Consider the following 24,026-nt stretch of genomic DNA (forward strand, 5'->3'; position numbering starts at 1 on the left):
GCACGGCTAACGCACCACCAGCTTGGTCTGGTCGTACACCGGCTGCGCAGGTAAATCCTGCAGGTGGCGTGTGTCGGCCCAGTGCAGCACTTCGATGGCACCGCCCTGCACGCGCACGCGGTTCAGGCCCGCGTTGGGAATATCGCTTTGGCGGGGCCCGTCCAGCCCCAGGCCCTGGGCGGTGCGCCACACCATATCGAGCACGCCGCCGTGCGTGACCACCAGCACCGTCTTGCCCGCGTACTGCTGCGCAATGCGCTGCACTGCGTCCATCACGCGGGTGTGGAACTGGCGGGTGGTTTCGCCACCGGGCATGCCGTAGTCGGCTTCAAAGCGCACCCAGCGCTCCCAGGCCTCGGCGTAATCGGTTTTCACGTCTTGCACACGCAGCCCGTCCACAACGCCAAAGTTTTGCTCGCGCAGCCCGGGGTCTGCCACGGCGTCCAGCGACAGGTGGGGCAGCAGCGCCTGCGCCGCAGGCTCGGCCGTCTGCCGCGTGCGCAGCAGGTCGCTGCACACCAGGTGCTCAACTCCAAACCGCTCAGCCAGCAACCGCTGCGCCACGCGGCGGGCTTGCTCCAGGCCCGTGGCGTTCAGCGGCACATCCACCTGGCCTTGAAAGCGCAGCTCGCGGTTCCAGTCGGTCTCGCCGTGGCGGATGAGGATGAGTTCGGTCATGGTGGAATGATGCTGTGCGCTTAGTACAAGAAAAAAACGGCTCTAGCGCAATTGGAAAAAGCGCCAGAAGCTATGCTTTTCATAGCAAAAGAGACCCTCAGCGTTGCGATGTGGCCAGACGCACAGCCAGCCCCAGGAACACCACCCCCGCCACCCGGTTGAGCCACTGCTGCGCGCGCGGCGAGCGCAGCAGCAAAGACCCGAACACGCCCGAAAAACAGGCGATGGCCCCAAACACCAGCAAGGTGGCCACGATGAACACCAAGCCCAGCACCATGAGCTGGCCGCCCATGGCACCGCGCGCGGGGTCAGCAAACTGGGGCAGGAAGGCCAGGAAGAACACCAGCACCTTGGGGTTGCTCAGGTTCATCACCATGCCGCGGCCCACCATGCGCCACAGGCTGGGCGCAGCCGTGGGCGCAGCGCCCTGCGCGCCAGCATCAGGCCCGGCAGACGACAACGGTGCCCGCAAGGCCTGCCACGCCAGGTACGCCAGGTAGGCCGCCCCCAGCAGCTTGAGCACAGTGAACGCCGCGGCCGACGCCGCAAACACCGCTGCCAGGCCCAGCGCCACCGCCCCCGTGTGCACCACCAGCCCGCAGCACAGCCCCACCACCACGGCCATGCCGGCGCGCCAACCGCGCTGGGCAGACTGCAGCAGCACAAAAATGTTATCGGGCCCGGGGGTGAGGCCCAGCAGGATAGACACGCCCAAAAAGGCAATCAGGGTATCGGCAGAAGGCATGGCGAAGGTTGGCAAAAGCAGGTGACACAAACAGACACCCATTGTGCCGGGTGTGCGGTGCCATGCGGCAACGGGCAAACGCGGGAGGCTGCGGAGGGGTTGAGAGCGTGTTTGCGATCTCCAGCGAGATCGTCAACAGGCACTTAGCGCATGGGAACCACGATGACCTTGGTGCGCGGCTGGCAGCCAGGCCCCTCGTAAGGCGGGCTGTCGCGCTCCCAGCCGGGGCCGGGCGAGGTTTGGGCGCACACGCGTGCCCCATCGACCTTGCTGCGCCAGTAATACCAAGGCGCTGGGCCGGCGTGCAAAGGCAGCGCCAGCCACAGCAACCACGCGGCCAACACCAGCAGGGCTGCGGGCGAGTGGCTGGCCTTGCCTCCAGAACGGGCCGCATGGCAGCCAAGACGTTTGGCGGAGTTCATGCGCCGGATGCGCCCCAGGGCGCGGTCACGATCCAGCCTTCCAGCGTATCCAGCCCCGGGGGCAGGCCGTACAAGGCGTCGCCTTGATCGTGCTGCTGCTGGGCCCAGGCGGCTTGCAGCAGGCACAGCACGGCGTCCAGGCTGTCGCCGCTGGCGTCCTGAACCAGCGCATCACGCTGGGCATGGCTGAGTTTGAGGCGCAGGCCAAGCCGGGTCTGGCCCAGCTCCAGCGCGTTCACCAGGTCCTTGCGGGCAATGAAGCGATCAGGGGTCTGCTTGGCGCGTTCATCGCTTTTGTAGCTGCGCCGCTGCAGCACCTCGCGCGCCAGCAGGCCGGGGTAGGCTTCCAGCGCCACGCGCTGTGCATCGCCTGTGCCGGGCGGCATCAGGCCCGGCAGGTACACCCCGGCATCCAGCAACAAGGGCAGGCCGGCGTGCAGCATGTAGGCCACGGGCGGGTTCACCCATTTCATCGAGGGGCTGGAACCCGCGGGGCCATCCGTGGCGCGGTGGGCAAACTTGCCGCCCACGGGGCGGGCATCGCAAAACCCTGCAAAGGCCTCGCGGATCTGCTCGCGCGTGAGGCTGCGGTAGTGCTGGATGCATGCACGCCAACCGGTGGGCCAGCCCAGCGTGGTGACCAGTTCGCGCGGCAGGCCAAAGGGCAAGTCAAACCCGCCCACCCAGGGGCGTGGCTGGCACAACCAGGCGGTGAAAGCTGGCAAGGTCTCGATACGCTCCAGCCCCAGCAATTGCACGCGCGCACCATCGCGGCGGCCCAGTGCCAGCACGATGGGTTTGCGGCGGCTGGGGCTGCTGGAGAAATCGCAGCCGATCAAATCAAAAACAACGGCGGAAGACATGGCAGCGCTCATCCTAAGGCCAGCGCCGTGACGCCTGCGGCAATGCACACCGCCCCGCACACGCGCGCCAGCCGGTCGCCCTCGCCCAGCAAATGCCCGCCAATCAGCGCGGCAAACAGCATGGACACCTCACGTGCCGGGGCCACGTGCGACATGGGTGCCTGCTGCATGGCATACAGCACCAGTACGTAGGCCACCGGGCTGACCACAGCCACCAGCAAGGCAAACCGCCACTGCGCCAGCCACAGCGTGCGGGCCGTGGGCAGGTCGCGCAGCACCACGGGGGCCAGCAGGCCCACGCGCACGAAGTTGCCCATGTAGTCGATGAGGATGGGCGACATCAGCAGCACCTTGACGGCATAGCCGTCCACCACCGTGTAGCTGGCGATGAAAGCCCCGGTGAGCAGCCCGTAGGCGATGCCCTTGTGCACCCGCTGGCGCGCGGCAGGGTCGTGCGCCGCGCGCAGCAGCCCAGGGCCCCCGGCAATCAGAAACACCCCGCCCACCACGCCGGCAATGCCCAAAGCCCCCAGCGCTGAAATCTGCTCACCCAGCAGCGTGATGGCTACCAGCGACGACAGCAGCGGCCCCGAGCCCCGCGCCAGCGGGTACACCACCGTGAGGTCTGCCTTGCGGTAGCCACGCAGCAAGATGACGTAATACACCACATGCAGCACGCCGCTGGCCACCACAAAGCCCCACTCCACCGCACCCCACATCGGCACGGCATCGCGCCCCAGCCACCAGCCCAGCGGTGCCCAGAAGAACATCATGAGCACCGAGGTGAAAAACGCAAACCGCGAGTCACCCCCCGCCTTTTTGGCAGCAATGTTCCAGCAGGCATGGATGAGCCCGGCGAGGATGATGAGGGCGAAGGCGTTGAGACTCACGGGTGAAAAAAGCGCAGCTTGAATGCAAAAAGCCGCAGCGCCTGTGGGCTGCGGCTGGAGCTATGTCTTTGAAGCAGTGGCGAAAAGTGGGGCGATTTGCGTCACGAGCGGCCTCAGCCTGGGTTGAGGAACGCAGCCGCACTCCCGTGCGGCGAGTACCGCAGGCCCGGGATCAGACCGCGCAGTAGCAAAGCACCCCGCTTTTCAGGCTCTTCCGATGATGGAGGCCGTGGCCATCAACTCTTCGAGCAACGCAAACGACACCTTGCCCGACACGGTGTACGGGTCCAGCTCGGGCTTTTCAGAGTATTTGAGCAAGATGGAGTGGTTGATCTTGGAGAGGTTGACCTGCCCCATGGTCCAGCCACCAAAGCGGCGCTCGGCAATTTCTTCGTAATGCAGCAGTTCCACATTCTTGTGGCGTGGATCGCGCTGAATGTGGCCGTACAGCTCGCTCACCGCAGAGCGGCCGCCTTCAATGGCTTGCAGGAACACGCCGCCGCCGTAGCAGAGCACGCCGGTGATGCCCGAGCCGGGGTTGTGCTGGCGAGACTGCGTGAGGATGGCTTCGATGGCCTGGGCCGAGGTGTCCACCGCGCGGCTGGCGTAAAGCAGGCGTACCAACATGTTCAGTTCTTTCCAGGGATGAGGGAGAGGAATTCGCGGCGCAAGGCGCTGTCCTTGAGGAACACGCCACGCATGACAGAGTTGATCATCTTGCTGTCCATGTCGCGCACGCCGCGCCAGGACATGCAGAAGTGGCTAGCCTCCATCACGATGGCCAGGCCATCGGGCTGGGTCTTTTCCATGATGAGGTCGGCCAGTTGCACCACGGCTTCTTCCTGGATCTGCGGGCGGCCCATGATCCAGTCCACCAGGCGGGCGTACTTGGACAGGCCGATCACGTTCGTGTGCTCGTTGGGCATCACGCCGATCCAGATCTTGCCGATCACGGGGCAGAAGTGGTGGCTGCAGGCGCTGCGCACGGTGAGCGGGCCCACGATCATCAGCTCGTTGAGGTGCTCGGCGTTCGGGAATTCGGTGATGGGCGGCTGCGCCACATAACGGCCGCGGAACACCTCATTGAGGTACATCTTGGCCACGCGGCGCGCGGTGTTGTTGGTGTTGTGGTCGCCAGCGGTGTCGATCACCATGCTGTCGAGCACGCCCTGCATCTTTTCTTCCACCTCGTCCAGCAGCTTTTCCAGCTCGCCGGGCTCGATGAATTCAGCGATGTTGTCGTTGGCGTTGAAGCGTTTGCGTGCGGCGTTGATCCGCTCACGGATCTTCACGGAAACGGGGGTGCCTTCTTCATCCGGCAAGGTGGTCGTCATAACGGCGGCGGGTTGACTGGACATGGGCAGATCGTAACAGCGAACGGATGGGCAGACGTTGCAAGGGTTTTAGGCCTCTAGCGCTTTACCAACAAGCGCCAGCAGCTATCAAATCAATAGCAACCGGATTTTTGGACCGATCAGTACCGGTGGCCGGTGAGCCACAGGGCCAGCCGCATCAGGCCAAAGGCCAGCCGGTCGAGCACGCGCTGGCGCAGCGGGCGACCGGCGTAGCGGGCGGGGTCCATGCGGTGGCCGGCGTGCTGCATGGCGTGCACCAGGCGCTGGCGCAGGTCGCGGGCAAAGGCCGTGTCTTCCACCACCACGTTGGCTTCGCGGGCCAGCAGCAGGCTCAAGGGGTCCAGGTTGGACGAGCCCACCGTGGCCCAGGGCCGATCGCCCATCGCATCCACCACCGCCACCTTGGCGTGCAAAAAGCTCGGCGCGTATTCGTGGATCTCCACCCCCGCCTCCAGCAGCGCCCCATACACCGGGCGCGCCGCGTGGTACTGCATGAAGTACTCATAACGCCCCTGCAGCAGCAGGCGCACCCGCACGCCCCGGCGGGCCGCCATCAGCAAGGCCTTGCGCAGCTTGCGGCCCGGCACGAAGTAGGCGTTGGCGATGATGACCTCCTGCCGCGCGGAGCCAATGGCACGCAGGTAGGTTTTTTCAATGCGAGCGCGGTTGCGAACGTTGTCGCGCAGCACCAGGGCGGCGCGCACTTTGGCACCGCTGCCGCGCAGCTGTCCGATTTGCTGCTCGGCATGGCGCTGGGCGCTGGCAGTGCGCAGCGCCTGCAGGGCTTCGGGCAGGCGGCGCTTGCGCACATCGCGCACGGCTTGCATGCGCCACCACAGTTGCTCCATGGCATCGCTGGCCTGCACCACCAGGCTGCCGGTGGCGCGCACCGCAAAGTCAAAGCGGGGGGCGTCCAGCGCACCGTGGTTGGGGTCGTAAAAATCATCGAGCACGTTGATGCCGCCGCAAAACAGCACCCGCCCGTCCACCACGCACAGCTTGCGGTGCAGGCGCCGCCAGCGGCTGGGCAGCAACAGGCCCAACCGGCCCAGCGGGGAGTACACCCGCCACTGCACACCGGCCGCAGTGAGGCGGGCAGCCCAGAGGGCAGGCAGGCGGCCGGTGCCTACGCCGTCCACCACCAGATGCGTGCGCACGCCGCGCTGCGCCGCACGGGCCAGCGCTTCACCCACGCTACTGCCCGCGCCGGTGAAGTCGAAGATGTAGGTTTCAAATTGAATGTCAGACAGGGCTGCATCCATGGCCTCGACCAGCGCCGGGAACAGCTCCTGCGCGCCCTGGTACAGGCGCACATCGTGGTCGTGCGCAAACTCAGGCGTGGGACTCATGGCCGTGCAAATCGCCCCAGGGGATCAACGCGCACACATCAGAGCCGGAATTCGGCAATCAGCGGCAAATGGTCGGACATGCGCCACCAGATGCGCCCGCGCGGCACATGCAGGCTCACAGGCGTGAGGCCCCGCGCGTACACATGGTCCAGCTGCGCCAGCGGCAACCGGGCCGGGTAGGTGTAGGCCCTGGGCGCCTCAAATTCCACCAGCCCATACCCCCCCAGAATGCGCTTGAGCTGGGGGCCCCAGTCGTTGAAATCTCCGGCCACCACCACGGGCTCGCCCGGGGGCACCTCGCGCTCGATGAATTGCTGCAGGCGCTGCACCTGCCGCACCCGGCTGCCCGGGATCAAGCCCAGATGCACCACGATGGCGTGCACCAGGCGGCTTTGTATCTGCACCTGCACATGCAGCAGGCCGCGCTGCTCGAAACGGTGGTCCGAGATGTCTTCGTGCTGGTGCCCCACCACCGGCCAGCGGGTCAGCAGCGCATTGCCATGTTCACCATGCTTGGTGATGGCATTGGTGCGGTAGACGGCTTCGTAGCCCTCCGGGGCCAGAAAGTCGGCCTGGGGCAGCTCTGGCCAATGGTGAAAGTAGCGCTGTTCGCGCCGGTGCAGCTTGCGCACCTCTTGCAGGCAGACCAGGTCAGCGTCCAGCTGCTCCACGGCGAGGCCCAGGTTATGGATCTCCAGCCTGCGCGCAGGGCCCAGGCCCTGCACACCCTTGTGGATGTTGTATGTGGCGACGCGCAAAATATCGGTGTGCTCCATGCCACCGATTGTGTCGCAACCCGGGACAACGGGCTTTCCCGCATCCGCCGCAGGGCTCCAATGGGCCTACACTAGCGCGAATTCACCCCACATTCGTGTGCCTACAGGACACCGCAGCCGTCAATGGCCACAGGCAAAGATTCGGAACCCCAAGAAGTCCAGGCGTTGGTCATTGACAGCAACGCCACTTCACGCAGCATTTTGGTGGCCCAACTGCGTGAATACGGGGTGACCAAGGTGGTTCAGTGCAGCAGGGTGCGCGACGCCCGAAGCCGGCTGGAGCACACGGTGTTCGACTACGTGCTGTGCGAGCAGTATTTCACCGAGTCCAACCACTCTGGCCAAACCCTGCTGGACGACCTGCGCCGCGCGCAGTTGCTGCCCTTTTCCACCGTGTTTTTCATGGTCACCGCCGAAGCATCGTATGCCGCAGTGGCGGAAGCCGCCGAGTCGGCGCTGGACGGCTATTTACTCAAGCCCTTCACCCCCAGCACGCTGTTCGAGCGGCTGAGCCTGGCCAGGCTGCGCAAAGTCCACCTCAAGCCGATCTTCGATGCCATTGAGCAGGAAGACTTTGAAACGGCCGCCGCCCTGTGCACTGAGCGCTTTGAAGCACGCCAGCCGTATTGGCTGTATGCCGCGCGCATTGGCACCGAACTGCTGCTGCGGCTGGGCCGCCACGCGCAAGCTCGCACGCTGTTTGAAGCCGTGATTGCCGCACGCGCCCTGCCCTGGGCCAAGCTGGGCGTCGCCCGCGCACAAATCGAATCCGGCCAGGCGGCGCGCGCCATCTCCACCCTGCAGGGCCTGCTGGGTGAAGACGCCTCGTTTGCCGACGCCTACGATGTGCTGGGCCGCGCACAGGTGGAACTGGGGCAGTTTGCGGAAGCCATCGAGACCTACCGCACCGCCAGCGAACTCACGCCCGACTCAGTGGTGCGCCTGCAAAAGCTGGGGATGATGTCGTATTACATGGGAGAGCGGGCCACCGCCACCCGTGTCTTGTCGCGCGCCGCGATGCTGGGGCTGGACTCCAAGCTGTTTGACTGCCAGTCGCTGGTGCTGCTCACTTTCGCGTACTTTGCCGACAACGATCGCAAGGGCATTGAGCGCTGCATGGCCGACTTTGCGCGGCTGCTGGAACGACACGAGAACACCGACAGCCCCCGCATCCTGCGCTTTGTGGAGGTATCGCGTACGCTGCAGCTCATCCAGCAGCGCCAGTTTTCACAAGCGGTGGAAGCGGTCAAAACCATGGCCAACGAAATCAATGCCCGCAGCTTTGATTTTGAGGCGGCCTGCAACCTTGGCAGCCTGCTGGCCGTGCTGACCACAACGTCGATTGATTTGAGCGAAGGCGCGGTATGGATCAGGTCGCTGGGCATGCGCTACGCCAACACGCGCGGGCTGTGTGAGCTGATGGCCAACGCGTGCAACATCTTCCCGCCGTACTCGGAGTCCATCCGGGAATGCCTGCTGGAAATCAACAAAACGGCCGAAAAAGCCATGGCGCGCAGCCTCTCGGGCGACGCAACCGGCGCCGTGCGCAGCTTGCTCCGCCATGGCGCACAAACGCTGAACACGAAGCTGGTGGACTTGTCGCAGCAAGTGCTGCTGCGCCACCGCGACCGCATTGAAGAATCAGACGCCCTTCAGCAGGAAATTGACGCGCTGCGTGAACGCTGCGGCGTAGCCCCCACCAAGGCCGTCCTGGGGCAAGACAGTGAACGGCACCCTGGTGGGGTTGTCATTCGAACCCGCGCCCGCTCTGCCGACAGCGACATCGCCGCCCAGCAACGTTTGCGCGCCGGGCGTGCAGGCACAGTGCAGACCGCAGGCGCAGACAGCAAACAGCCGCCACCCGACCCGGCAGATCCCCTCGACAAACTTCGTCTGCGCCCCAACTGACACAGCGGTTCCCCCCAGGAATCGCTGGTGTGTAGCCAGAGCAGTTAGCCTCCATCCACCACCGACAAACGCGGCAACCAGAGGCAGGCTTCGGCATTGGAGGCAGAAAAACACAGGTCGGCAGCATCGAGCCACGGCAGCCACTGAAAGCGCACGTGTTCGCGTGGATTGAGCACCACAGGCACCGCAGCAGGGACGCACAAGCCAAACACCCGCTCGCAGTTGCGCGACACGTCAGGCGCATAGCGGTGGCGCCACTGGGGCCAGATGTCGTAATGGTTCTCCAGCCCCCAATCCGTGAGCCTGCAACCGGGCGCCTGCACATCAATCCCGGTTTCTTCCTGCACCTCGCGGGCAGCTGTCGCCTCCCACGGCTCATCCCAGTGGTCTTTGCTACCCGTGACCGATTGCCAATGCTCCACCCCCTGCGCCGTGTCCGCACGCTGGATCAACAACACCTCTAACGCTGGTGTATGGATCACCACCAGCACCGACTCCGGAATCTTGAAAGGCTTGTGAACCATGTGTAGCGGCGCCGTCGTTCCAACGTGAAGAAAGAGGCAGGCCCCGCCTCAGGGCCGACCTTGAGTGGCCACGGGTGGTGGAAGCTCCTTCGCCTGCAACATGCGCACCTGGGCTACCAGTTTGTTGTGGGAATCAAGAAATGCCGCCGCAATCACTTTTCCCTCATTGGTATTGCTCCAGCCCGCACCCGCTCCACCGCCCAGGCGCCCAAACAGTGCGCCCGCCGCACCCAGGTCGGTGGTGCGTGCCGAGCCAGTAGCGGCCGCCACCTGCTCGGTGGTTTCGTTGTCGGTCAACAGCAGCGCGGTTTGCGCCTCCTTGAGCTTGACCTGCTCCGCCAAGCCAATCAGCCCCGCAATGTCACGCAGTACAGGAATCATCGCAATCACCCCCGCAATGCTGCGCCCGGCATCTTGTTCGCTGAAGGTGAGGCTGGGCACCAAGGTGTACTGCGCCTCATAGCCCTGCCCCTTGGCCACCGTAGATTTCTGCCGCAGCACCCCGGCCTCCTTGAGATCTTGCTCTCGGACGGTGGCACGCAACCCAGCAGATCGGTCTACCACCCGAAAACAACCGCTTTGCTGGGCTATCAGTCGAATCAGCGGCACAGGAGACGCCGGCAGGTGGTAGGCGCTGGAGACGGTGTAGCCGTTCGGGTTCTCTGCCAGCGCCAGCGTGGCCACCGGAGCGTCGCATCGGGTAAGGGATTTGTCGGCACCTTGCGCGCCCGCGGGGCCGGCAGAACCTGAGACGACCGAGCCGCCCTCACCCAACTCGGTCTTTTTCTCACCGCAACCCGCTACCACCAAGGCCGCCACCAGCAAAGCCACTGCACTCAGCCTTTGGGGTGTGCCATTCACGGAATTCTTCATTTTTTTACTCCCTGTATTCTTTTGAACGCTCCAACAAAAAAGCGGCCCAGACCTGAAGTCTGTGCCGCTTTGTCTCCTGCTACGTCATGCAACAGGGGTGCTTTGCGCCCGATCAGCTGGCTTTGACAGCGTCTGGGTTGCGCAAACGAATGTGCAGCTCGCGCAGTTGCTTCTCGTCCACTGGCGAGGGAGCCTGGGTCAACAGGTCCTGGGCACGCTGGGTCTTGGGGAAGGCGATCACGTCGCGGATCGACTCGGCACCTGTCATCAGCGTGATGAGGCGGTCCAAGCCAAAGGCCAAACCACCGTGCGGAGGCGCGCCGTACTGCAGGGCGTCGAGCAGGTAGCCGAACTTGGCCTGCGCGTCTTCAGGCGTGATCTTGAGTGCTGTGAACACCTTGCTTTGCACATCAGCACGGTGGATACGCACCGAACCGCCGCCCAGCTCCCAGCCGTTGAGCACCATGTCGTAGGCCTTGGCAAGGCACTTACCAGGATCGGTGTCCATGAGGTCTTCGTGACCATCCTTGGGGCTGGTGAAGGGGTGGTGCACAGCCGTCCAGCGGTCTTCTTCCTCGTCGTGCTCGAACATGGGGAAGTCCACCACCCACAGGGGAGCCCAACGGTTTTCGAACAGGCCATTCTTCTTGCCGAATTCGCTGTGGCCGATCTTGATGCGCAGTGCACCGATGGCGTCGTTGACGATCTTTTCCTTGTCGGCACCGAAGAACAGCAAATCGCCATCCTGCGCGCCAGAGCGCTTGAGCACTTCAGCCAGCGCAGCGTCGTGAATGTTCTTCACGATAGGCGACTGCAAGCCGTCACGGCCCTTGGCCAGTTCATTGACACGGATGTAAGCCAGACCCTTGGCACCGTAGATCTTGACGAACTCGGTGTAGGCATCGATCTCGCCACGGCTGATGCCGCCGTTTTCGGCCGAGCCACCGGGCACGCGCAGGGCCACCACGCGGCCGCCCTTCATGTTCGCGGCGCCAGAGAACACCTTGAAGTCCACGTCCTTCATCACATCGGTCAGCTCGGTGAATTCGAGCTTCACGCGCAGGTCAGGCTTGTCGGAGCCAAAACGGTGAGCGGCTTCCTGATACGTCATGATCGGGAACTCACCCAGGTCCACACCCAGTTGGGTCTGGAACACCTCGGTGATCATGCGCTGGAAGATGGCGCGGATTTCTTCCTCGTCCAGGAACGAGGTTTCGCAGTCGATCTGCGTGAACTCGGGCTGGCGGTCAGCGCGCAGGTCTTCGTCGCGGAAGCACTTGGTGATCTGGTAGTAACGGTCGTAGCCAGCCACCATCAGCATCTGCTTGTAGAGCTGGGGCGACTGGGGCAGCGCGAAGAACTGGCCGTCGTGCACGCGGCTGGGCACCAGGTAGTCACGCGCGCCTTCAGGCGTGCTCTTGCCCAGCATGGGGGTTTCGATGTCGATGAAGCCTTCCTTGTCCAGGAAGTTGCGCACCTGGATGGCCGTTTTGTAGCGCAGCATCATGTTGCGCTGCATGTGCGGGCGGCGCAGGTCCATCACGCGATGGGTCAGGCGTGTGGTTTCCGACAGGTTGTCGTCATCCATCTGGAAGGGAGGCGTAACCGAGGGGTTGAGCACATTCAGCTCGTGGCACAGCACTTCGATCTTGCCGCTCTTGAGGCTGTCGTTGGTGGTGCCCTCAGGGCGGGCACGCACCAGGCCCTTGACCTGCACGCAGAACTCATTGCGCACGCCTTCGGCGGTCTTGAACATCTCGGCGCGATCTGGGTCGCACACCACCTGCACGTAGCCTTCGCGGTCACGCAAGTCGATGAAGATCACACCGCCGTGGTCACGGCGACGATTCACCCAACCCGACAGGGTCACGGTTTGGCCCATCAGGGCTTCGGTCACAAGACCGCAATAGTGAGAGCGCATGGCCATGGCATTACTTCCGGCGCCGCTGTGGCGCAATGAATGAAAAGAAAATTACTTGAGAGGTAACTGGGTCGGGGCGGCAGGAGCCACCACCCCCATCGAGACGATGTACTTCAGCGCTGAGTCCACACTCATGTCGAGCTCAACGCAATCGCTTTTGCGCACCATCACAAAATACCCGCCCGTGGGGTTGGGCGTCGTCGGCACGTACACGCTCACAAACTCGTCACGCAGGTACGCGGCAATTTCGCCGTTCGGGGCCCCGGTGACGAACGCCACCGTCCAGACCCCTTCACGCGGCCACTGCACCAGTACCGCGGTACGGAAAGCGTTGCCGCTTTCAGAAAACAAGGTATCGGAAACCTGCTTGACGCTGGAGTAGATGGAACGCACCACAGGGATGCGGTGCACCAGGGCGTCGCCCCACTGCACCAATTTGCGACCCGCAAAATTGCTGGCCACGGCGCCCACCACCAGCAAGATGAGCAGGGTGAGAAGCACCCCGAAGCCGGGGATATGGATACCCAGCAACTTGTCGGGGTGCCATGCGCCCGGCAGGATTTGCAAGGTCTGGTCCAGCGTGCTGACAATCCAGTTCAACACCCAGGCGGTGATGACGCCGGGCACGATGACCAGCAAACCCGTGAACAGCCATTTGCGCAAAGCGGACATTACAACCTGTCAGGTAGAAGAAGACGATGGCGTGCTGCTGGGGGCTGCTGGCGCGGGGGCCGCAGCCGGTGCAGCGGCAGGCGCAGCAGATTCAGACTTGGCTTCGGTGGCTGGAGCGGAGCTACCCCCGCTGCCGCCACGGAAATCCGTGACATACCAGCCGGAACCCTTGAGCTGGAAGCCCGCTGCAGTCACCTGCTTGGAGAAAGCCTCTGCACCGCAGGCGGGGCATGTGGTGAGCGGGGCGTCGGAGATTTTTTGCAGCACATCCTTGGCATGGCCGCAGGTGCCGCATTTGTAGGCGTAAATAGGCATGTCAGTGTGTTGAGGGAAAGTGCAAAACCCTCAATTATAGGCGGCCCATCCACCTATCAACCCCTGCGCCATGGGCGCAGAGGCGGGGTAGTTAACGGGCGCTGCCTTCGTAGTGGGTAACGTGGCCCTTGTGATCGTCAATCCACTGCGGCGCCAGCGAGCCGCCCAGCATACCCACCAGTGCAGCCGGCACCCCAGCGAGTTGCTGCGGGAAGGCCTCCGAGAGCATGGGGCTGGCCACAAACAGCAACCAGACCCCCAAGCCCATGGTCACCGCGAGCAACGCGCCCTGGGTGGTGGCACGCTTCCAGTACAAGCCAAACACCAGAGGCACGAACGCTCCCACCAACGGCACCTGGTAGGCGCCAGACACCAGTTCATAGATCGAGGTGCCCTGCATGGTGATCGCGTAGGTCAGCACGCAGGCCGTGAACACCAGCACAGAGATCCGCATGGCCTTGAGGGTCTGCTGGTCTGTCATGCCGGGACGCAGGTTGTGCAGGATGTTCTCGACAAACGTCGTGGAGGGTGCCAGCAAGGTGGCAGAAGCCGTGGACATGATGGCCGACAGCAGCGCACCAAAGAAAGCCACCTGCAACATGATCGGCATGCGCTCCATTACCAAGGTCGGGAGCACTTTCTGCGGGTCTTCCTTGAGCAGAGTCTGAGCGGTTTCAGGCATCACCAGCACGGCAGCCGTCACGACAAACATGGGAATGAAGGCAAACAGCAGATACAGCACACCGCCGATGACGGGGCCCTTGCGGGCCGTCGCAGCGCTGTTGGACGACATCACTCGCTGAAACACATCCTGCTGCGGGATCGATCCCAGCATCATCGTGATAGCGGCAGCGATGAAGAACGTCCATTCTTTGACTCCGCCGCTGGGGAAGAACTGGAACTTGCCCTCGCGCGCGGCGAATTCCACCACCTTACCCGCGCCGCCTGCCAGGTCTGCAGCAAACCAGGCAATCGCCAGCAAGCCCACGCCAATCACGATCATCTGCACGAAATCGGTCATGGCCACAGACCACATGCCGCCGTACAAGGTGTAAATCAGCACCACCAGCGTGCCAATGACCATGCCCATGGTGACCGATACAGCCCCTTGGGTGAGCAGATTGAAGACCAAGCCCAGGGCCGTGATCTGGGCAGCCACCCAGCCCAGGTAGCTGAACATGATGATGGCCGAACAGGACACCTCAATCACCCGCCCATAGCGCTGGCGGTAGTAATCGCCCAGCGTGATCAGGTTCTTCTGGTAGAGCTTGTAGGCAAAGAAAAGGCCCACCAGCACCAGGCACATCGACGCCCCGAAGGGGTCCTCGACCACGGCGCCGAGATTTCCATCAATGAAGCGGGCAGACACCCCAAGCACCGTCTCTGAGCCGAACCAGGTCGCAAACGTGGTGGCAATCACCACAGCCAGGGGCAGACTGCGCCCAGCCACTGCATAGTCCGCCGTGTTGTGCACGCGGGTTGCGGCGTAAAGCCCCACACCAATCGAGACCAGCAGATACAGAACAATGAATGACAACAGCATGGGCCGCTCCGGAGCTCCAAGGGGGTTGCGAAAAAACAGGGCGCGCAGCGAGCCGCGCTACTGCACCAGGGAAACCAAGGGGTTCACCCCCCTTTTCAAATGTGTGACAAAAGTCGGTGCGGATTATGAGGGCAAGTTTCGCGCCTCAGAACACCCGGATCCGTATGAAAAGCTGCATGGCCAGCAGGCCCAGCACAAACCCGGCACCGCCATAGAGGATGGACTGCAGCAACCGATTGGTGCGCTTCTGGGTTTCCAGCAGGTCCTTGATCAGATGTTGCTGGTCCGCAGGCCGCTGACGCAGAGCGTCATAGAGCAGGCGTGGCAGCTCTGGCAGCAGCTTGGCGTAATGTGGCGCCTCGGCGCGCAACTCACGCCAAAAGCGCTGCGGGCCCATCTGCTCCAGCATCCATTTTTCGAGGAAGGGCTTGGCTGTGCTCCACAGGTCCAGGTCCGGGTCCAGCTCGCGGCCCAGGCCTTCGATGTTGAGCAGGGTTTTTTGCAGCAACACCAGTTGGGGCTGGATCTCGACATTGAAGCGCCTGGAGGTCTGGAATAGGCGCATCAGCACCATGCCCAGAGAGATCTCCTTGAGCGGACGATCAAAGTACGGCTCGCACACCGCACGGATTGCCGACTCCAGGTCGTTGACGCGGGTTTCAGGCGGCACCCAGCCGCTTTCGATGTGCAGCTCAGCCACTCGCTTGTAATCGCGGCGGAAAAACGCCACGAAGTTCTGCGCCAGATACTCTTTGTCAGACTCGGTGAGGGTGCCCACAATGCCGAAGTCCAGCGAGATATAGCGCCCGAAGGTTTCAGGCTCCAGGCTGACCTGGATGTTGCCCGGGTGCATATCGGCATGGAAAAAACCATCGCGGAACACCTGGGTGAAGAATATGGTGACGCCATCACGGGCCAGCTTGGGGATGTCTACGCCAGCATCCTTCAGCCGCTCGACCTGGCTGATCGGCACGCCAGTCATGCGCTGCATGACCATCACCTCGGGGCGGCAAAAGTCCCAAAAAATCTCGGGAATGAGCACCAGATCGAGGCCATCCATGTTGCGGCGCAGCTGCGCAGCATTCGATGCTTCGCGGATCAGGTCCAGTTCATCATGCAGGTAATTGTCAAACTCGGCCACCACCTCACGGGGCTTGAGGCGCTTGCCGTCGGCCGACAGGCTCTCGACCCACCCGGCCATCATGCGCATGAGGCTCAGGTCTTTTTCAATCACGGGCAGCATGCCCGGCCGCAAGACCTTCACTGCGACTTCACGCTCCACACCGTCCCTGTCGAGCAGGGTGGCGAAGTGCACCTGGGCAATGGATGCACTGGCGACCGGCGTGCGCTCAAACGACAGAAATACCGAATCCACCGGCTTCTGAAAGGCGCGCTCGATGGTGGCAATGGCCACACCAGGGTCGAAAGGTGGCACCCGGTCTTGCAGAAGCGCCAGTTCGTTGGCGATGTCGGGCGGCAACAGGTCGCGACGCGTGGACAGCACCTGGCCAAACTTCACGAAAATCGGGCCCAACTGCTCCAGCGCCTCGCGCAAGCGCTGGCCCCGCGGGGCGTCCAGATTGCGCCCGACGGACAGGATGCGAGAGAACGTGCGCAACCAGGGCTTTTGAAAGCTGTCCAGCACCAGGGCATCCAGCCCATATCGGAACACCACCCACAGAATGGTGCAGCCGCGCAAAAAGCGCTTCATGCCGCCGTCCGCTCCGTGCTGGTCACAGGCGCAGGAACCACGCTGCCGGTGGGCATGCGCGCGCCCACAAACTGCCGCAGGGCCTGCGCTGCGCGGCGGGCCACCTGGGCCACCTGGTGCGCAGGTGCGTCACCCATCAAGCGGGCCAGATCTTCTTCCACATCCCAGCGGACATGGTCTACCAGCCAGTTGATCTCTGCCGCCAACTGCACATCGCCCTCGATGCGAATGGCGGGCTTGTCACCACGCAAGGCACTCTGCGCCAGGGCCAGGGGCGACAGCTCGGTCACCTCCAGGCGCAAGTCGGGCGAAACGCCTTCGGGCGCCACGTTGAACAGGCCCGCAGGAGTCACCAGCAGCGCCATCGAATAGGCGCGCCATTGCACCAGGGCAACGCGGCCTTTTTGGCGGCGCATGCGCTCCATGGCCTCGGGCTCTTGCATCAAGACATGGTTGATGAACAGCACGGCGCGCTGGTGCACTTCATGGACAAGCCATTGAGGCGGCTGCGGCCCAGAGGTGACGCGATCAAAAATGCTGTCCAGAAATGAAAAAGGGGACTGTGTTGCCATAGTCCCCGATTATTCCCTGAACTGGGAAAGCCCTTCGGTATTTACTGCAAGGCTTGCACGCCTGCCACCAGCCAGCCGCTGTTACCCGACTTGCTCTTGGTCATGTTCCACACTTCGCGGAAGGGGCTGGGGCCTGCAGACAGTTCTTCGCGGATCATGCCGGAGAACTCCACGCTGGCCATGTAGCGATCGTCCATCTCTTCAATGCCCAGCAGCTGCGCCTCGATCATCACCACATCGGTGTGGTTAGGCTCGGCGCCTCGGTGAGACTCCCGCTCGGCCAGCTGTGCGCGGATTTCTTCGAGCATGCCGTCGGTCATCATGGAACGCAGGGTGGCGATGTCCGAGCGATCCCAGGCGGCCTGCAAGGTCACGAAGTTGCGCTTGGCGGCAGACACAAAGCCCTCTGCGTCGAAGCCCGCTGGAATGCCCCAGTTTTGCGAGCCTGCCAGGCCAGAGCCAATCACCACGCCCGAACCCTGGGCTTGGCGCGAAGCGTCAAACGCCATGCTGCTGCGCTCCCAAGGACGGGCCGATGCGTCGTTGCCGACGTTTTCAGGGCGATAGGTGTGAGGCACCTGCGCTGCCGCAGGGGTGGAAGCACCAGCGCCCTGGAAGGCGAAAGGCGAAGCGCCCGACTGGCTGGCGGCGCCAGAGCGGCGAGCGCGCATCACCATGCCGATGACCGCCACCACGGCCAAGGCCACCAGAGCAATCAACAGGAACTGAGCGAACCCGGCGCCCAGGCCCAGCGAGCTGGCCAGCCAGGCCAGGCCCAGGCCAGCGGCCAAGCCACCCAGCATGGCACCCCAGGGGCGCTTGGGCGCAGCAGCGGCAGGAGCTGCAGCAGGCGTTGCCGGTTTGGCAGCGGCTGCGCTGTTCGTGGCGGCGCCACCTTGCGAAGGAGCACCTCCGGCGGATTCGCGTTGGGTGACGTTGCTCGATTGCTGCCCAACGGATTTACCGCCACCCATGCGCTTGGCTTCAGCGTCCACATGGACCACCGCCATCAGCGCGACCAAAACCACAGACCATAGTTTCATCATGTCATCTCCGTTGTGTCATTCGTCAGCGTTGAGCGCAATCATTGCTCTCAGCACTTGATTCCAACATGCAAAGCCACTACTCCGCCAGTCATGTTGTGATAGTCCACATGCCCAAAGCCGCTTTGTTGCATGAGGGTTTTCAATTCTTCCTGCCCAGGGTGCATCCGGATGGACTCGGCCAGGTAACGGTAGCTAGCGTCGTCGCCGGCCACCAGCTTGCCCAGCTGGGGCAGGATTTTGAAGGAATACCAGTCGTAAAACTTCTCCAGCGGCTTGGCCACTTTGGAGAATTCCAGCACCAGCAGTTTGCCGCCGGGTTTGAGCACACGGCACATTTCGGTCAGCGCGCGGTCCTTGTGCGTCATGTTGCGCAAACCAAACGCCACGCTCACCACATCGAAATGCGCGTCGGGAAAAGGCAACTGTTCGGCGTCACACACCAGGGTGGGCAAGATCACGCCGGCATCAATGAGCCGGTTGCGACCCGTGCGCAGCATGGCTTCGTTGATGTCGGTGTGCACCACGCGCCCGGTGGTGCCCACCTTTTTGGCAAATGCCAAAGAGAGGTCACCCGTGCCGCCTGCAATGTCCAGCACCTGGCTGCCTTCGCGCAGGTTGGCCACCATCACGGTGTAGGCCTTCCAGGCACGGTGCAAGCCGCCGGACATCAGGTCGTTCATCACGTCGTACTTGGACGCGACCGAGTCAAACACGCCGCGTACGCGCTGTGCTTTTTCTTTTTCGTCTACCGACTGGAATCCAAAATGGGTGGTGCTCATAGGGTCATGCTAGGCGCCTGCGCACCTGCCGTACAGCGACAACCCCGTGCTCATCTGGGGCATCCGTCGCAAAATTGATATAAAAATGGGTTCTAGCGCTTGATATACAAGCGCAGGCAGCTATCTTTTCAATAGCAACCGATTGTGCACATCGTCATCCAGCACGCGGCCCAGCCATCAATGGCTGCCGCAGGCATGCCCACCCTTGGCGGCCATCGGTGCGTCACGGTCCACCCCCGCTGCGGCCAGGCGCTCGGCGTATTGCTTCCACAACGCATCCTGCTGCTGACCCAGCTCGTAGAGGTAATCCCAGCTGAAGATGCCGCTGTCGTGCCCATCCGAAAAAGTCGGCTTGACCGCGTAGTTGCCCACGGGCTCCAGGTTGACCAGCGTGACGTCGCGCTTGCCGGTTTGCAGCACTTCCTGCCCCGGGCCGTGGCCCTGCACTTCGGCAGACGGCGAGTACACGCGCATCAGCTCGAACGGAATGCGGAAAGAAGCGCCGTCCGAAAAAGCCACCTCCAGCACGCGGGAAGCCTCGTGCACCGTCAGTGCGGTGGGCGCGGGTGCGCCCGATTTCAAACCTGCCATGCGTTCACCTGTTCAAAAATTTAAAACGACTGCCCTACTCCGACTGTGCGTGGCGCATTCAGCCAGCGACCAATGCCGCCTGTAAATGGGTGCGCAGATCAGCCTCCAGCGCTGGCAGCCGGTCGCGCACAGCGCCTTCCTGTGCCGCAGGGCTGAGCCGCTGGGCGGCTGCCCACACGGGCGCGGGGAAGTGGCTGTCCCAGTCAAACCGGGCAATCACATGCCAGTGCAGGTGCGGCACCATGTTACCCAGGGCTGCAATATTGACCTTGGTGGGGGCCAGGTGCTGGCGCAAGGCCTGCTCCACCACGGTCACTGCGTCCATGCAGTGCACCCGATCCTCGGCCGAGAGGTCAGAAAATTCGGCAACGTGCGCATTCCACACCACCCGGTAGAAGGCCGGAAAGCCCGCCTCGTTGGCACGGATCACGCGCAACCGCGCGCCGCGCCACACCAGCGCACCACCGTCTTCGGCGCACAAAGGGCAGGCAGGGGCGCGGTCCGCAGCCATCAGACGAGCACCCGCTCGATACCGCCCTGGTTGGCACGGTGCACGTATTCGGGCATCCAGTTCTCGCCCAGGATCTCGCGGGCCATTTCGATCACGATGTAATCGGCTTCGAGCAGGCCGTTTTGCAAGTCGTCCTGGTAGCGGTTCAGGCCCTGCAGGCAGCTGGGGCAGCTGGTCAGGATCTTGACGTTTTCCTTCTCGCCCACGGCACCGCTGGCACGCAGCAGGGCTTCGCCCTTGCGGATTTCTTCTTCCTTGCGGAAGCGCACCTGGGTGGACACATCGGGCCGGGTCACGCCCAGGGTGCCGGATTCGCCGCAGCAGCGGTCGCTCTTGAGCACCTGCTCGCCCACCAGCGCCTTCACCGTCTTCATCGAGTCCTGCTGCTTCATCGGGTTGTGGCAGGGCTCGTGGTACAGGTAGGCGCCCTTGCCTTGCAGGGTGATGCCCTTTTCCAGCAGGTACTCGTGGATGTCGATGATGCGGCAACCGGGGAAGATCTTGTCGAACTGGTAGCCCTGCAGCTGGTCGTAGCAGGTGCCGCAGCTCACCACCACCGTCTTGATGTCCAGGTAGTTCAGCGTGTTCGCCACGCGGTGGAAGAGCACCCGGTTGTCCGTGATCATCTTCTCGGCCTTGTCGAACTGGCCGCTGCCGCGCTGCGGGTAGCCGCAGCACAGGTAGCCCGGAGGCAGCACGGTCTGCACGCCCGCGTGCCACAGCATGGCCTGCGTGGCCAGGCCCACCTGACTGAACAGGCGTTCGGACCCGCAGCCGGGGAAGTAGAACACCGCCTCGGTCTCGGCCGTGGTGGTCTGCGGGTCGCGGATGATCGGGACGTAGTCCTTGTCCTCGATATCGAGCAGCGCGCGTGCCGTCTTCTTGGGCAGGCCGCCGGGCAGCTTCTTGTTGATGAAATGGATCACCTGCTCCTTGATCGGAGCGGTGCCCACCGTGGCTGGAGGCTTGGCCGTCTGCTTGCGGCCCACCTTGCGCAGCAAATCCACCGCCATGCGCTGGGCCTTGAAGCCCACGTTGACCATGCCCGAACGCAGCAGCTTGATGGTGTCGGGGTTGGTGGCGTTCAGCATGGCCATGGCCATCTTGTTGCCGGGGCGGAAGCTCTTCTTGCCCATCTTGCGCAACAGGTTGCGCATGTTCATGGTCACATCGCCAAAGTCGATCTTGACCGGGCAAGGCGTGTAGCACTTGTGGCACACCGTGCAGTGGTCTGCCACGTCTTCAAACTCTTGCCAGTGCTTGATGGACACACCGCGGCGCGTCTGCTCTTCGTACAGGAAGGCTTCGACCAGCAGCGAAGTAGCCAGAATCTTGTTGCGAGGGCTGTACAGCAGACTGGCGCGTGGCACATGGGTGGAACACACGGGCTTGCACTTGCCGCAACGCAGGCAGTCCTTCACCGAATCGGCAATGGCGCCAATGTCGCTTTGCTGCATGATGAGCGACTCGTGCCCCATCAGCCCGAAGCTGGGCGTGTAGGCATTGGTCAAATCGGCATGCATGAGTGCAGCGTTTGAAGCGTTTTTGGCCTCTGGCGCTTGTCCAGCAAGCGCGGGCAGCTCCTGATTTCGTAGCAGCTTGCCCTTGTTGAAGCGGCCTTCCGGGTCCACCTTGCGCTTGTAGTCGGCAAAGGGCTGCAGCTCCGCGTCGGTCAAGAACTCCAGCTTGGTGATGCCGATGCCGTGTTCGCCCGAGATCACGCCGTCCAGGCTGCGGGCCAGCACCATGATGCGGGCCACCGCCTCGTGCGCGGTCTGCAGCATCTCGTAGTCGTCGCTGTTGACGGGAATGTTGGTGTGCACATTCCCGTCGCCCGCGTGCATGTGCAGCGCCACCCACACGCGGCCCTTGAGCACGCGCTTGTGGATAGCCACGGCCTCGTCCAGGATGGGCTTGAATGCCGCACCCGTGAAGATGCCTTGCAGCGGCGTGCGCAGCTGTGTCTTCCAGCTGGCGCGCAGGGTGTGATCCTGCAACTGGGGGAACAGGGTCTCGACGTTGTCGAGCCAGCCTTGCCACAGCGCACGCACTTCGGCCACCAGGGCAATGGCTTGGGCTACGCGCTCTTCCAGCAGCTCGGCAGCGGGCACGTCATCGGCCGCATCCTGTTTGCCCAGCGGAAGATTGCCACGCTCAAAAAACTCAGTCAGGGTGTCGCACAGCTTGAGCTTGTTGCGCAGGCTCAGCTCGATGTTGATGCGCTCGATGCCGTCGGTGTACTCGGCCATGCGCGGCAGCGGGATCACCACGTCTTCATTGATCTTGAAGGCGTTGGTGTGGCGGCTGATGGCGGCCGTCTTCTTGCGGTCGGCCCAGAACTTCTTGCGCGCATCGGCGCTGATGGCAATAAAGCCCTCGCCGCTGCGGGTGTTGGCCAGGCGCACCACTTCGCTGGTCACGCGGGCCACTTCGTCGGCGTCGTCGCCCGCAATGTCGCCAATCAGCACCATCTTGGGCAGGCCGCCGTTGCCTTTCTTGCTCTTGGTGGCGTAGCCCACAGCCTTCAGATACCGGTCGTCCAGGTGCTCCAGACCCGCCAGAAGAACGGGGGAGGGGCCCTGTTCATTCCCTCCTTCGCCACTGCGCTTTTGCAGGGAAAACATGTAGTCCTTGATGTCCACGATGCTGGGCACAGCGTCCTTGGCGTTGCCGAAGAACTCCAGGCACACGGTGCGGGTGTGCTCAGGCATGCGGTGCACCACCCAGCGGGCGCTGGTGATGAGGCCGTCGCAGCCTTCCTTCTGAATGCCGGGCAGGCCGGCCAGGAACTTGTCCGTCACGTCCTTGCCCAGGCCTTCCTTGCGGAAGGTGCGGCCCGGAATCTGCAGGCGCTCGGTGCGCACGGGCGTCTTGCCGTCGGCCTCGAAATACTGCAGCTCGAAGGTGGCAGTTTCCACATCATGGATCTTGCCCATGTTGTGGTCCAGGCGCGTCACCTCCAACCACTGGGCGTCCGGCGTCACCATGCGCCAGCTGGCCAGATTGTCCAGCGCCGTGCCCCACAGCACGGCCTTCTTGCCACCTGCGTTCATGGCGATGTTGCCGCCAATGCACGATGCTTCGGCGCTGGTCGGGTCCACCGCAAACACAAAGCCTGCGCGCTCGGCCGCATCGGCCACGCGCTGGGTGACCACACCGGCTTCCGTCCAGATGGTGCCCACCTCCCGGTCCAGACCCGGCAGGCGGCGCATCTCTACCTCGGTCATGGCTTCGAGCTTTTCGGTGTTGATCACCACGCTCTTCCAGGTCAGCGGAATCGCGCCGCCGGTGTAGCCGGTGCCGCCCCCACGCGGGATGATGGTCAGGTCCAGCTCGATACAGCCCTTGACCAGCGCGGCCATCTCGGCCTCGGTGTCCGGCGTCAGCACGACAAAGGGGTATTCCACGCGCCAGTCGGTCGCGTCGGTCACGTGGCTCACGCGAGAGAGGCCGTCGAACTTGATGTTGTCTTTGGCCGTCAGGCGCCCCAGCGTCTTGCGGACCTGGCGGCGTAGCTGCGCGGCCTGCTCGAAGGTGGCGTTGAATTCGACCACCGCGCGGCGTGCAGCCACCACCAATTCGCCCACCAGGCGGTCGCGCTCGGCGTCGTCGGCGGGGGTGCGGCGCTTTTCAATTTCGCCCAGGCGGTGGTTCAGCGCATCGACCAGCAGCTTGCGGCGGTCGGGGTTGTCCAGCAGGTCGTCCTGCAAATAGGGGTTGCGCTGCACCACCCAGATGTCGCCCAGCACTTCATACAGCATGCGGGCCGACCGGCCGGTGCGACGCTCTTTGCGCAGCTGGTCCAACAGGTCCCAGGCGGAGGAACCCAGCAAACGGATCACGATCTCCCGGTCAGAGAACGAGGTGTAGTTGTACGGAATTTCACGCAGACGGGCAGGCTCGGCGGCCTGCGTCTGCAAGGCAGCCAACGCGATCGGAACATTCATGGGTTAGAGCGTGTTATGTACTTTTACGTGCCCAC

General features: G+C 63.4%; 23 protein-coding genes. 1 reads left to right on the plus strand and 22 read right to left on the minus strand.

What is annotated here, in order from left to right:
* Nucleotides 1–6: 6 nt before the first annotated feature.
* The 9 genes from PQV96_RS15125 to PQV96_RS15165 form a co-directional block, all read right to left on the minus strand.
* The gene (locus PQV96_RS15125; protein ID WP_207373727.1) at nucleotides 7–678 is read right to left on the minus strand and encodes a histidine phosphatase family protein; all 672 of its coding nucleotides are present in this window, start codon (nucleotides 676–678) and stop codon (nucleotides 7–9) included.
* Between the two features lie 97 nt (nucleotides 679–775).
* Entirely contained in the window at nucleotides 776–1,423 is a 648-nt protein-coding gene (locus PQV96_RS15130) for a LysE family translocator (RefSeq protein ID WP_207373726.1), read from the minus strand.
* 143 nt (nucleotides 1,424–1,566) lie between these two features.
* The gene (locus tag PQV96_RS15135) at nucleotides 1,567–1,845 is read right to left on the minus strand and encodes a hypothetical protein (RefSeq protein ID WP_337930733.1); all 279 of its coding nucleotides are present in this window, start codon (nucleotides 1,843–1,845) and stop codon (nucleotides 1,567–1,569) included.
* Entirely contained in the window at nucleotides 1,842–2,708 is an 867-nt protein-coding gene (locus PQV96_RS15140; RefSeq protein WP_420482153.1) for a DUF429 domain-containing protein, read from the minus strand. The genes PQV96_RS15135 and PQV96_RS15140 overlap by 4 nt, the downstream gene beginning before the upstream one ends.
* Nucleotides 2,709–2,716: 8 nt before the next feature.
* On the minus strand, nucleotides 2,717–3,598 hold the full coding sequence (locus PQV96_RS15145) for a DMT family transporter (RefSeq protein ID WP_273623413.1): 882 nt from the start codon (nucleotides 3,596–3,598) through the stop codon (nucleotides 2,717–2,719).
* Between the two features lie 204 nt (nucleotides 3,599–3,802).
* Nucleotides 3,803–4,225, minus strand: coding sequence for a BLUF domain-containing protein (locus tag PQV96_RS15150; RefSeq protein ID WP_066692185.1), 423 nt, complete (start codon nucleotides 4,223–4,225; stop codon nucleotides 3,803–3,805).
* A 2-nt stretch (nucleotides 4,226–4,227) separates the two neighbouring features.
* A complete protein-coding gene (gene folE / locus PQV96_RS15155; protein ID WP_044399334.1) occupies nucleotides 4,228–4,956 on the minus strand; it encodes a GTP cyclohydrolase I in 729 nt (242 codons plus the stop codon).
* A 116-nt stretch (nucleotides 4,957–5,072) separates the two neighbouring features.
* Nucleotides 5,073–6,302: a cardiolipin synthase ClsB gene (gene clsB / locus PQV96_RS15160; RefSeq protein ID WP_273623416.1), complete on the minus strand. Its 1,230-nt coding sequence runs from the start codon at nucleotides 6,300–6,302 to the stop codon at nucleotides 5,073–5,075.
* A 38-nt stretch (nucleotides 6,303–6,340) separates the two neighbouring features.
* The gene (locus tag PQV96_RS15165; protein WP_044399339.1) at nucleotides 6,341–7,078 is read right to left on the minus strand and encodes an endonuclease/exonuclease/phosphatase family protein; all 738 of its coding nucleotides are present in this window, start codon (nucleotides 7,076–7,078) and stop codon (nucleotides 6,341–6,343) included.
* Between the two features lie 123 nt (nucleotides 7,079–7,201).
* Here PQV96_RS15165 and PQV96_RS15170 point away from each other — a divergent pair, with 123 nt between their 5' ends.
* Nucleotides 7,202–8,986: a tetratricopeptide repeat protein gene (locus PQV96_RS15170; protein ID WP_273623417.1), complete on the plus strand. Its 1,785-nt coding sequence runs from the start codon at nucleotides 7,202–7,204 to the stop codon at nucleotides 8,984–8,986.
* 44 nt (nucleotides 8,987–9,030) lie between these two features.
* On the opposite strand, the gene nudB is transcribed toward PQV96_RS15170, so the two are convergent.
* The 13 genes from nudB to PQV96_RS15235 all read right to left on the minus strand — a co-directional run bounded on the left by nudB (nucleotide 9,031) and on the right by PQV96_RS15235 (nucleotide 23,991).
* A complete protein-coding gene (gene nudB, locus PQV96_RS15175; RefSeq protein ID WP_207373719.1) occupies nucleotides 9,031–9,510 on the minus strand; it encodes a dihydroneopterin triphosphate diphosphatase in 480 nt (159 codons plus the stop codon).
* Nucleotides 9,511–9,558: 48 nt separating this feature from the next.
* On the minus strand, nucleotides 9,559–10,383 hold the full coding sequence (locus tag PQV96_RS15180; RefSeq protein ID WP_156451274.1) for a CsgG/HfaB family protein: 825 nt from the start codon (nucleotides 10,381–10,383) through the stop codon (nucleotides 9,559–9,561).
* 112 nt (nucleotides 10,384–10,495) lie between these two features.
* The gene (aspS, locus tag PQV96_RS15185) at nucleotides 10,496–12,310 is read right to left on the minus strand and encodes an aspartate--tRNA ligase (protein WP_066692176.1); all 1,815 of its coding nucleotides are present in this window, start codon (nucleotides 12,308–12,310) and stop codon (nucleotides 10,496–10,498) included.
* Between the two features lie 45 nt (nucleotides 12,311–12,355).
* On the minus strand, nucleotides 12,356–12,976 hold the full coding sequence (locus PQV96_RS15190) for a DUF502 domain-containing protein (protein ID WP_066692174.1): 621 nt from the start codon (nucleotides 12,974–12,976) through the stop codon (nucleotides 12,356–12,358).
* Between the two features lie 9 nt (nucleotides 12,977–12,985).
* Nucleotides 12,986–13,291, minus strand: a complete 306-nt coding sequence (locus tag PQV96_RS15195; protein ID WP_044399352.1) for an FmdB family zinc ribbon protein — start codon at nucleotides 13,289–13,291, stop codon at nucleotides 12,986–12,988.
* A gap of 91 nt (nucleotides 13,292–13,382) precedes the next feature.
* Nucleotides 13,383–14,834, minus strand: coding sequence for a high affinity choline transporter 1 (locus PQV96_RS15200; RefSeq protein ID WP_273623419.1), 1,452 nt, complete (start codon nucleotides 14,832–14,834; stop codon nucleotides 13,383–13,385).
* A gap of 145 nt (nucleotides 14,835–14,979) precedes the next feature.
* Nucleotides 14,980–16,545 carry a ubiquinone biosynthesis regulatory protein kinase UbiB gene (gene ubiB / locus PQV96_RS15205; RefSeq protein ID WP_066699153.1) on the minus strand — a complete coding sequence of 522 codons (1,566 nt, stop codon included), beginning with the start codon at nucleotides 16,543–16,545 and terminating at the stop codon, nucleotides 14,980–14,982.
* Nucleotides 16,542–17,117 (minus strand): hypothetical protein, encoded by a 576-nt coding sequence (locus tag PQV96_RS15210; protein ID WP_066699164.1) that lies wholly within the window; start codon nucleotides 17,115–17,117, stop codon nucleotides 16,542–16,544. The genes ubiB and PQV96_RS15210 overlap by 4 nt, the downstream gene beginning before the upstream one ends.
* Before the next feature lie 41 nt (nucleotides 17,118–17,158).
* Entirely contained in the window at nucleotides 17,159–18,163 is a 1,005-nt protein-coding gene (locus PQV96_RS15215; protein WP_273623421.1) for a Tim44 domain-containing protein, read from the minus strand.
* A gap of 47 nt (nucleotides 18,164–18,210) precedes the next feature.
* Complete coding sequence (ubiE, locus tag PQV96_RS15220) at nucleotides 18,211–18,942, minus strand: bifunctional demethylmenaquinone methyltransferase/2-methoxy-6-polyprenyl-1,4-benzoquinol methylase UbiE (protein ID WP_273623422.1); 732 nt, start codon at nucleotides 18,940–18,942, stop codon at nucleotides 18,211–18,213.
* Nucleotides 18,943–19,119: 177 nt separating this feature from the next.
* Nucleotides 19,120–19,533: a gamma-butyrobetaine hydroxylase family protein gene (locus PQV96_RS15225; protein ID WP_066692671.1), complete on the minus strand. Its 414-nt coding sequence runs from the start codon at nucleotides 19,531–19,533 to the stop codon at nucleotides 19,120–19,122.
* Nucleotides 19,534–19,591: 58 nt separating this feature from the next.
* Nucleotides 19,592–20,044 carry an HIT family protein gene (locus PQV96_RS15230; protein WP_044399372.1) on the minus strand — a complete coding sequence of 151 codons (453 nt, stop codon included), beginning with the start codon at nucleotides 20,042–20,044 and terminating at the stop codon, nucleotides 19,592–19,594.
* On the minus strand, nucleotides 20,044–23,991 hold the full coding sequence (locus PQV96_RS15235) for an FAD/FMN-binding oxidoreductase (RefSeq protein ID WP_273623427.1): 3,948 nt from the start codon (nucleotides 23,989–23,991) through the stop codon (nucleotides 20,044–20,046). The genes PQV96_RS15230 and PQV96_RS15235 overlap by 1 nt, the downstream gene beginning before the upstream one ends.
* Between the last annotated feature and the right edge of the window lie 35 nt (nucleotides 23,992–24,026).

This window comes from Acidovorax temperans (assembly GCF_028596105.1).
In the GTDB taxonomy this organism is placed as follows: Bacteria; Pseudomonadota; Gammaproteobacteria; order Burkholderiales; family Burkholderiaceae_C; genus Acidovorax; species Acidovorax temperans.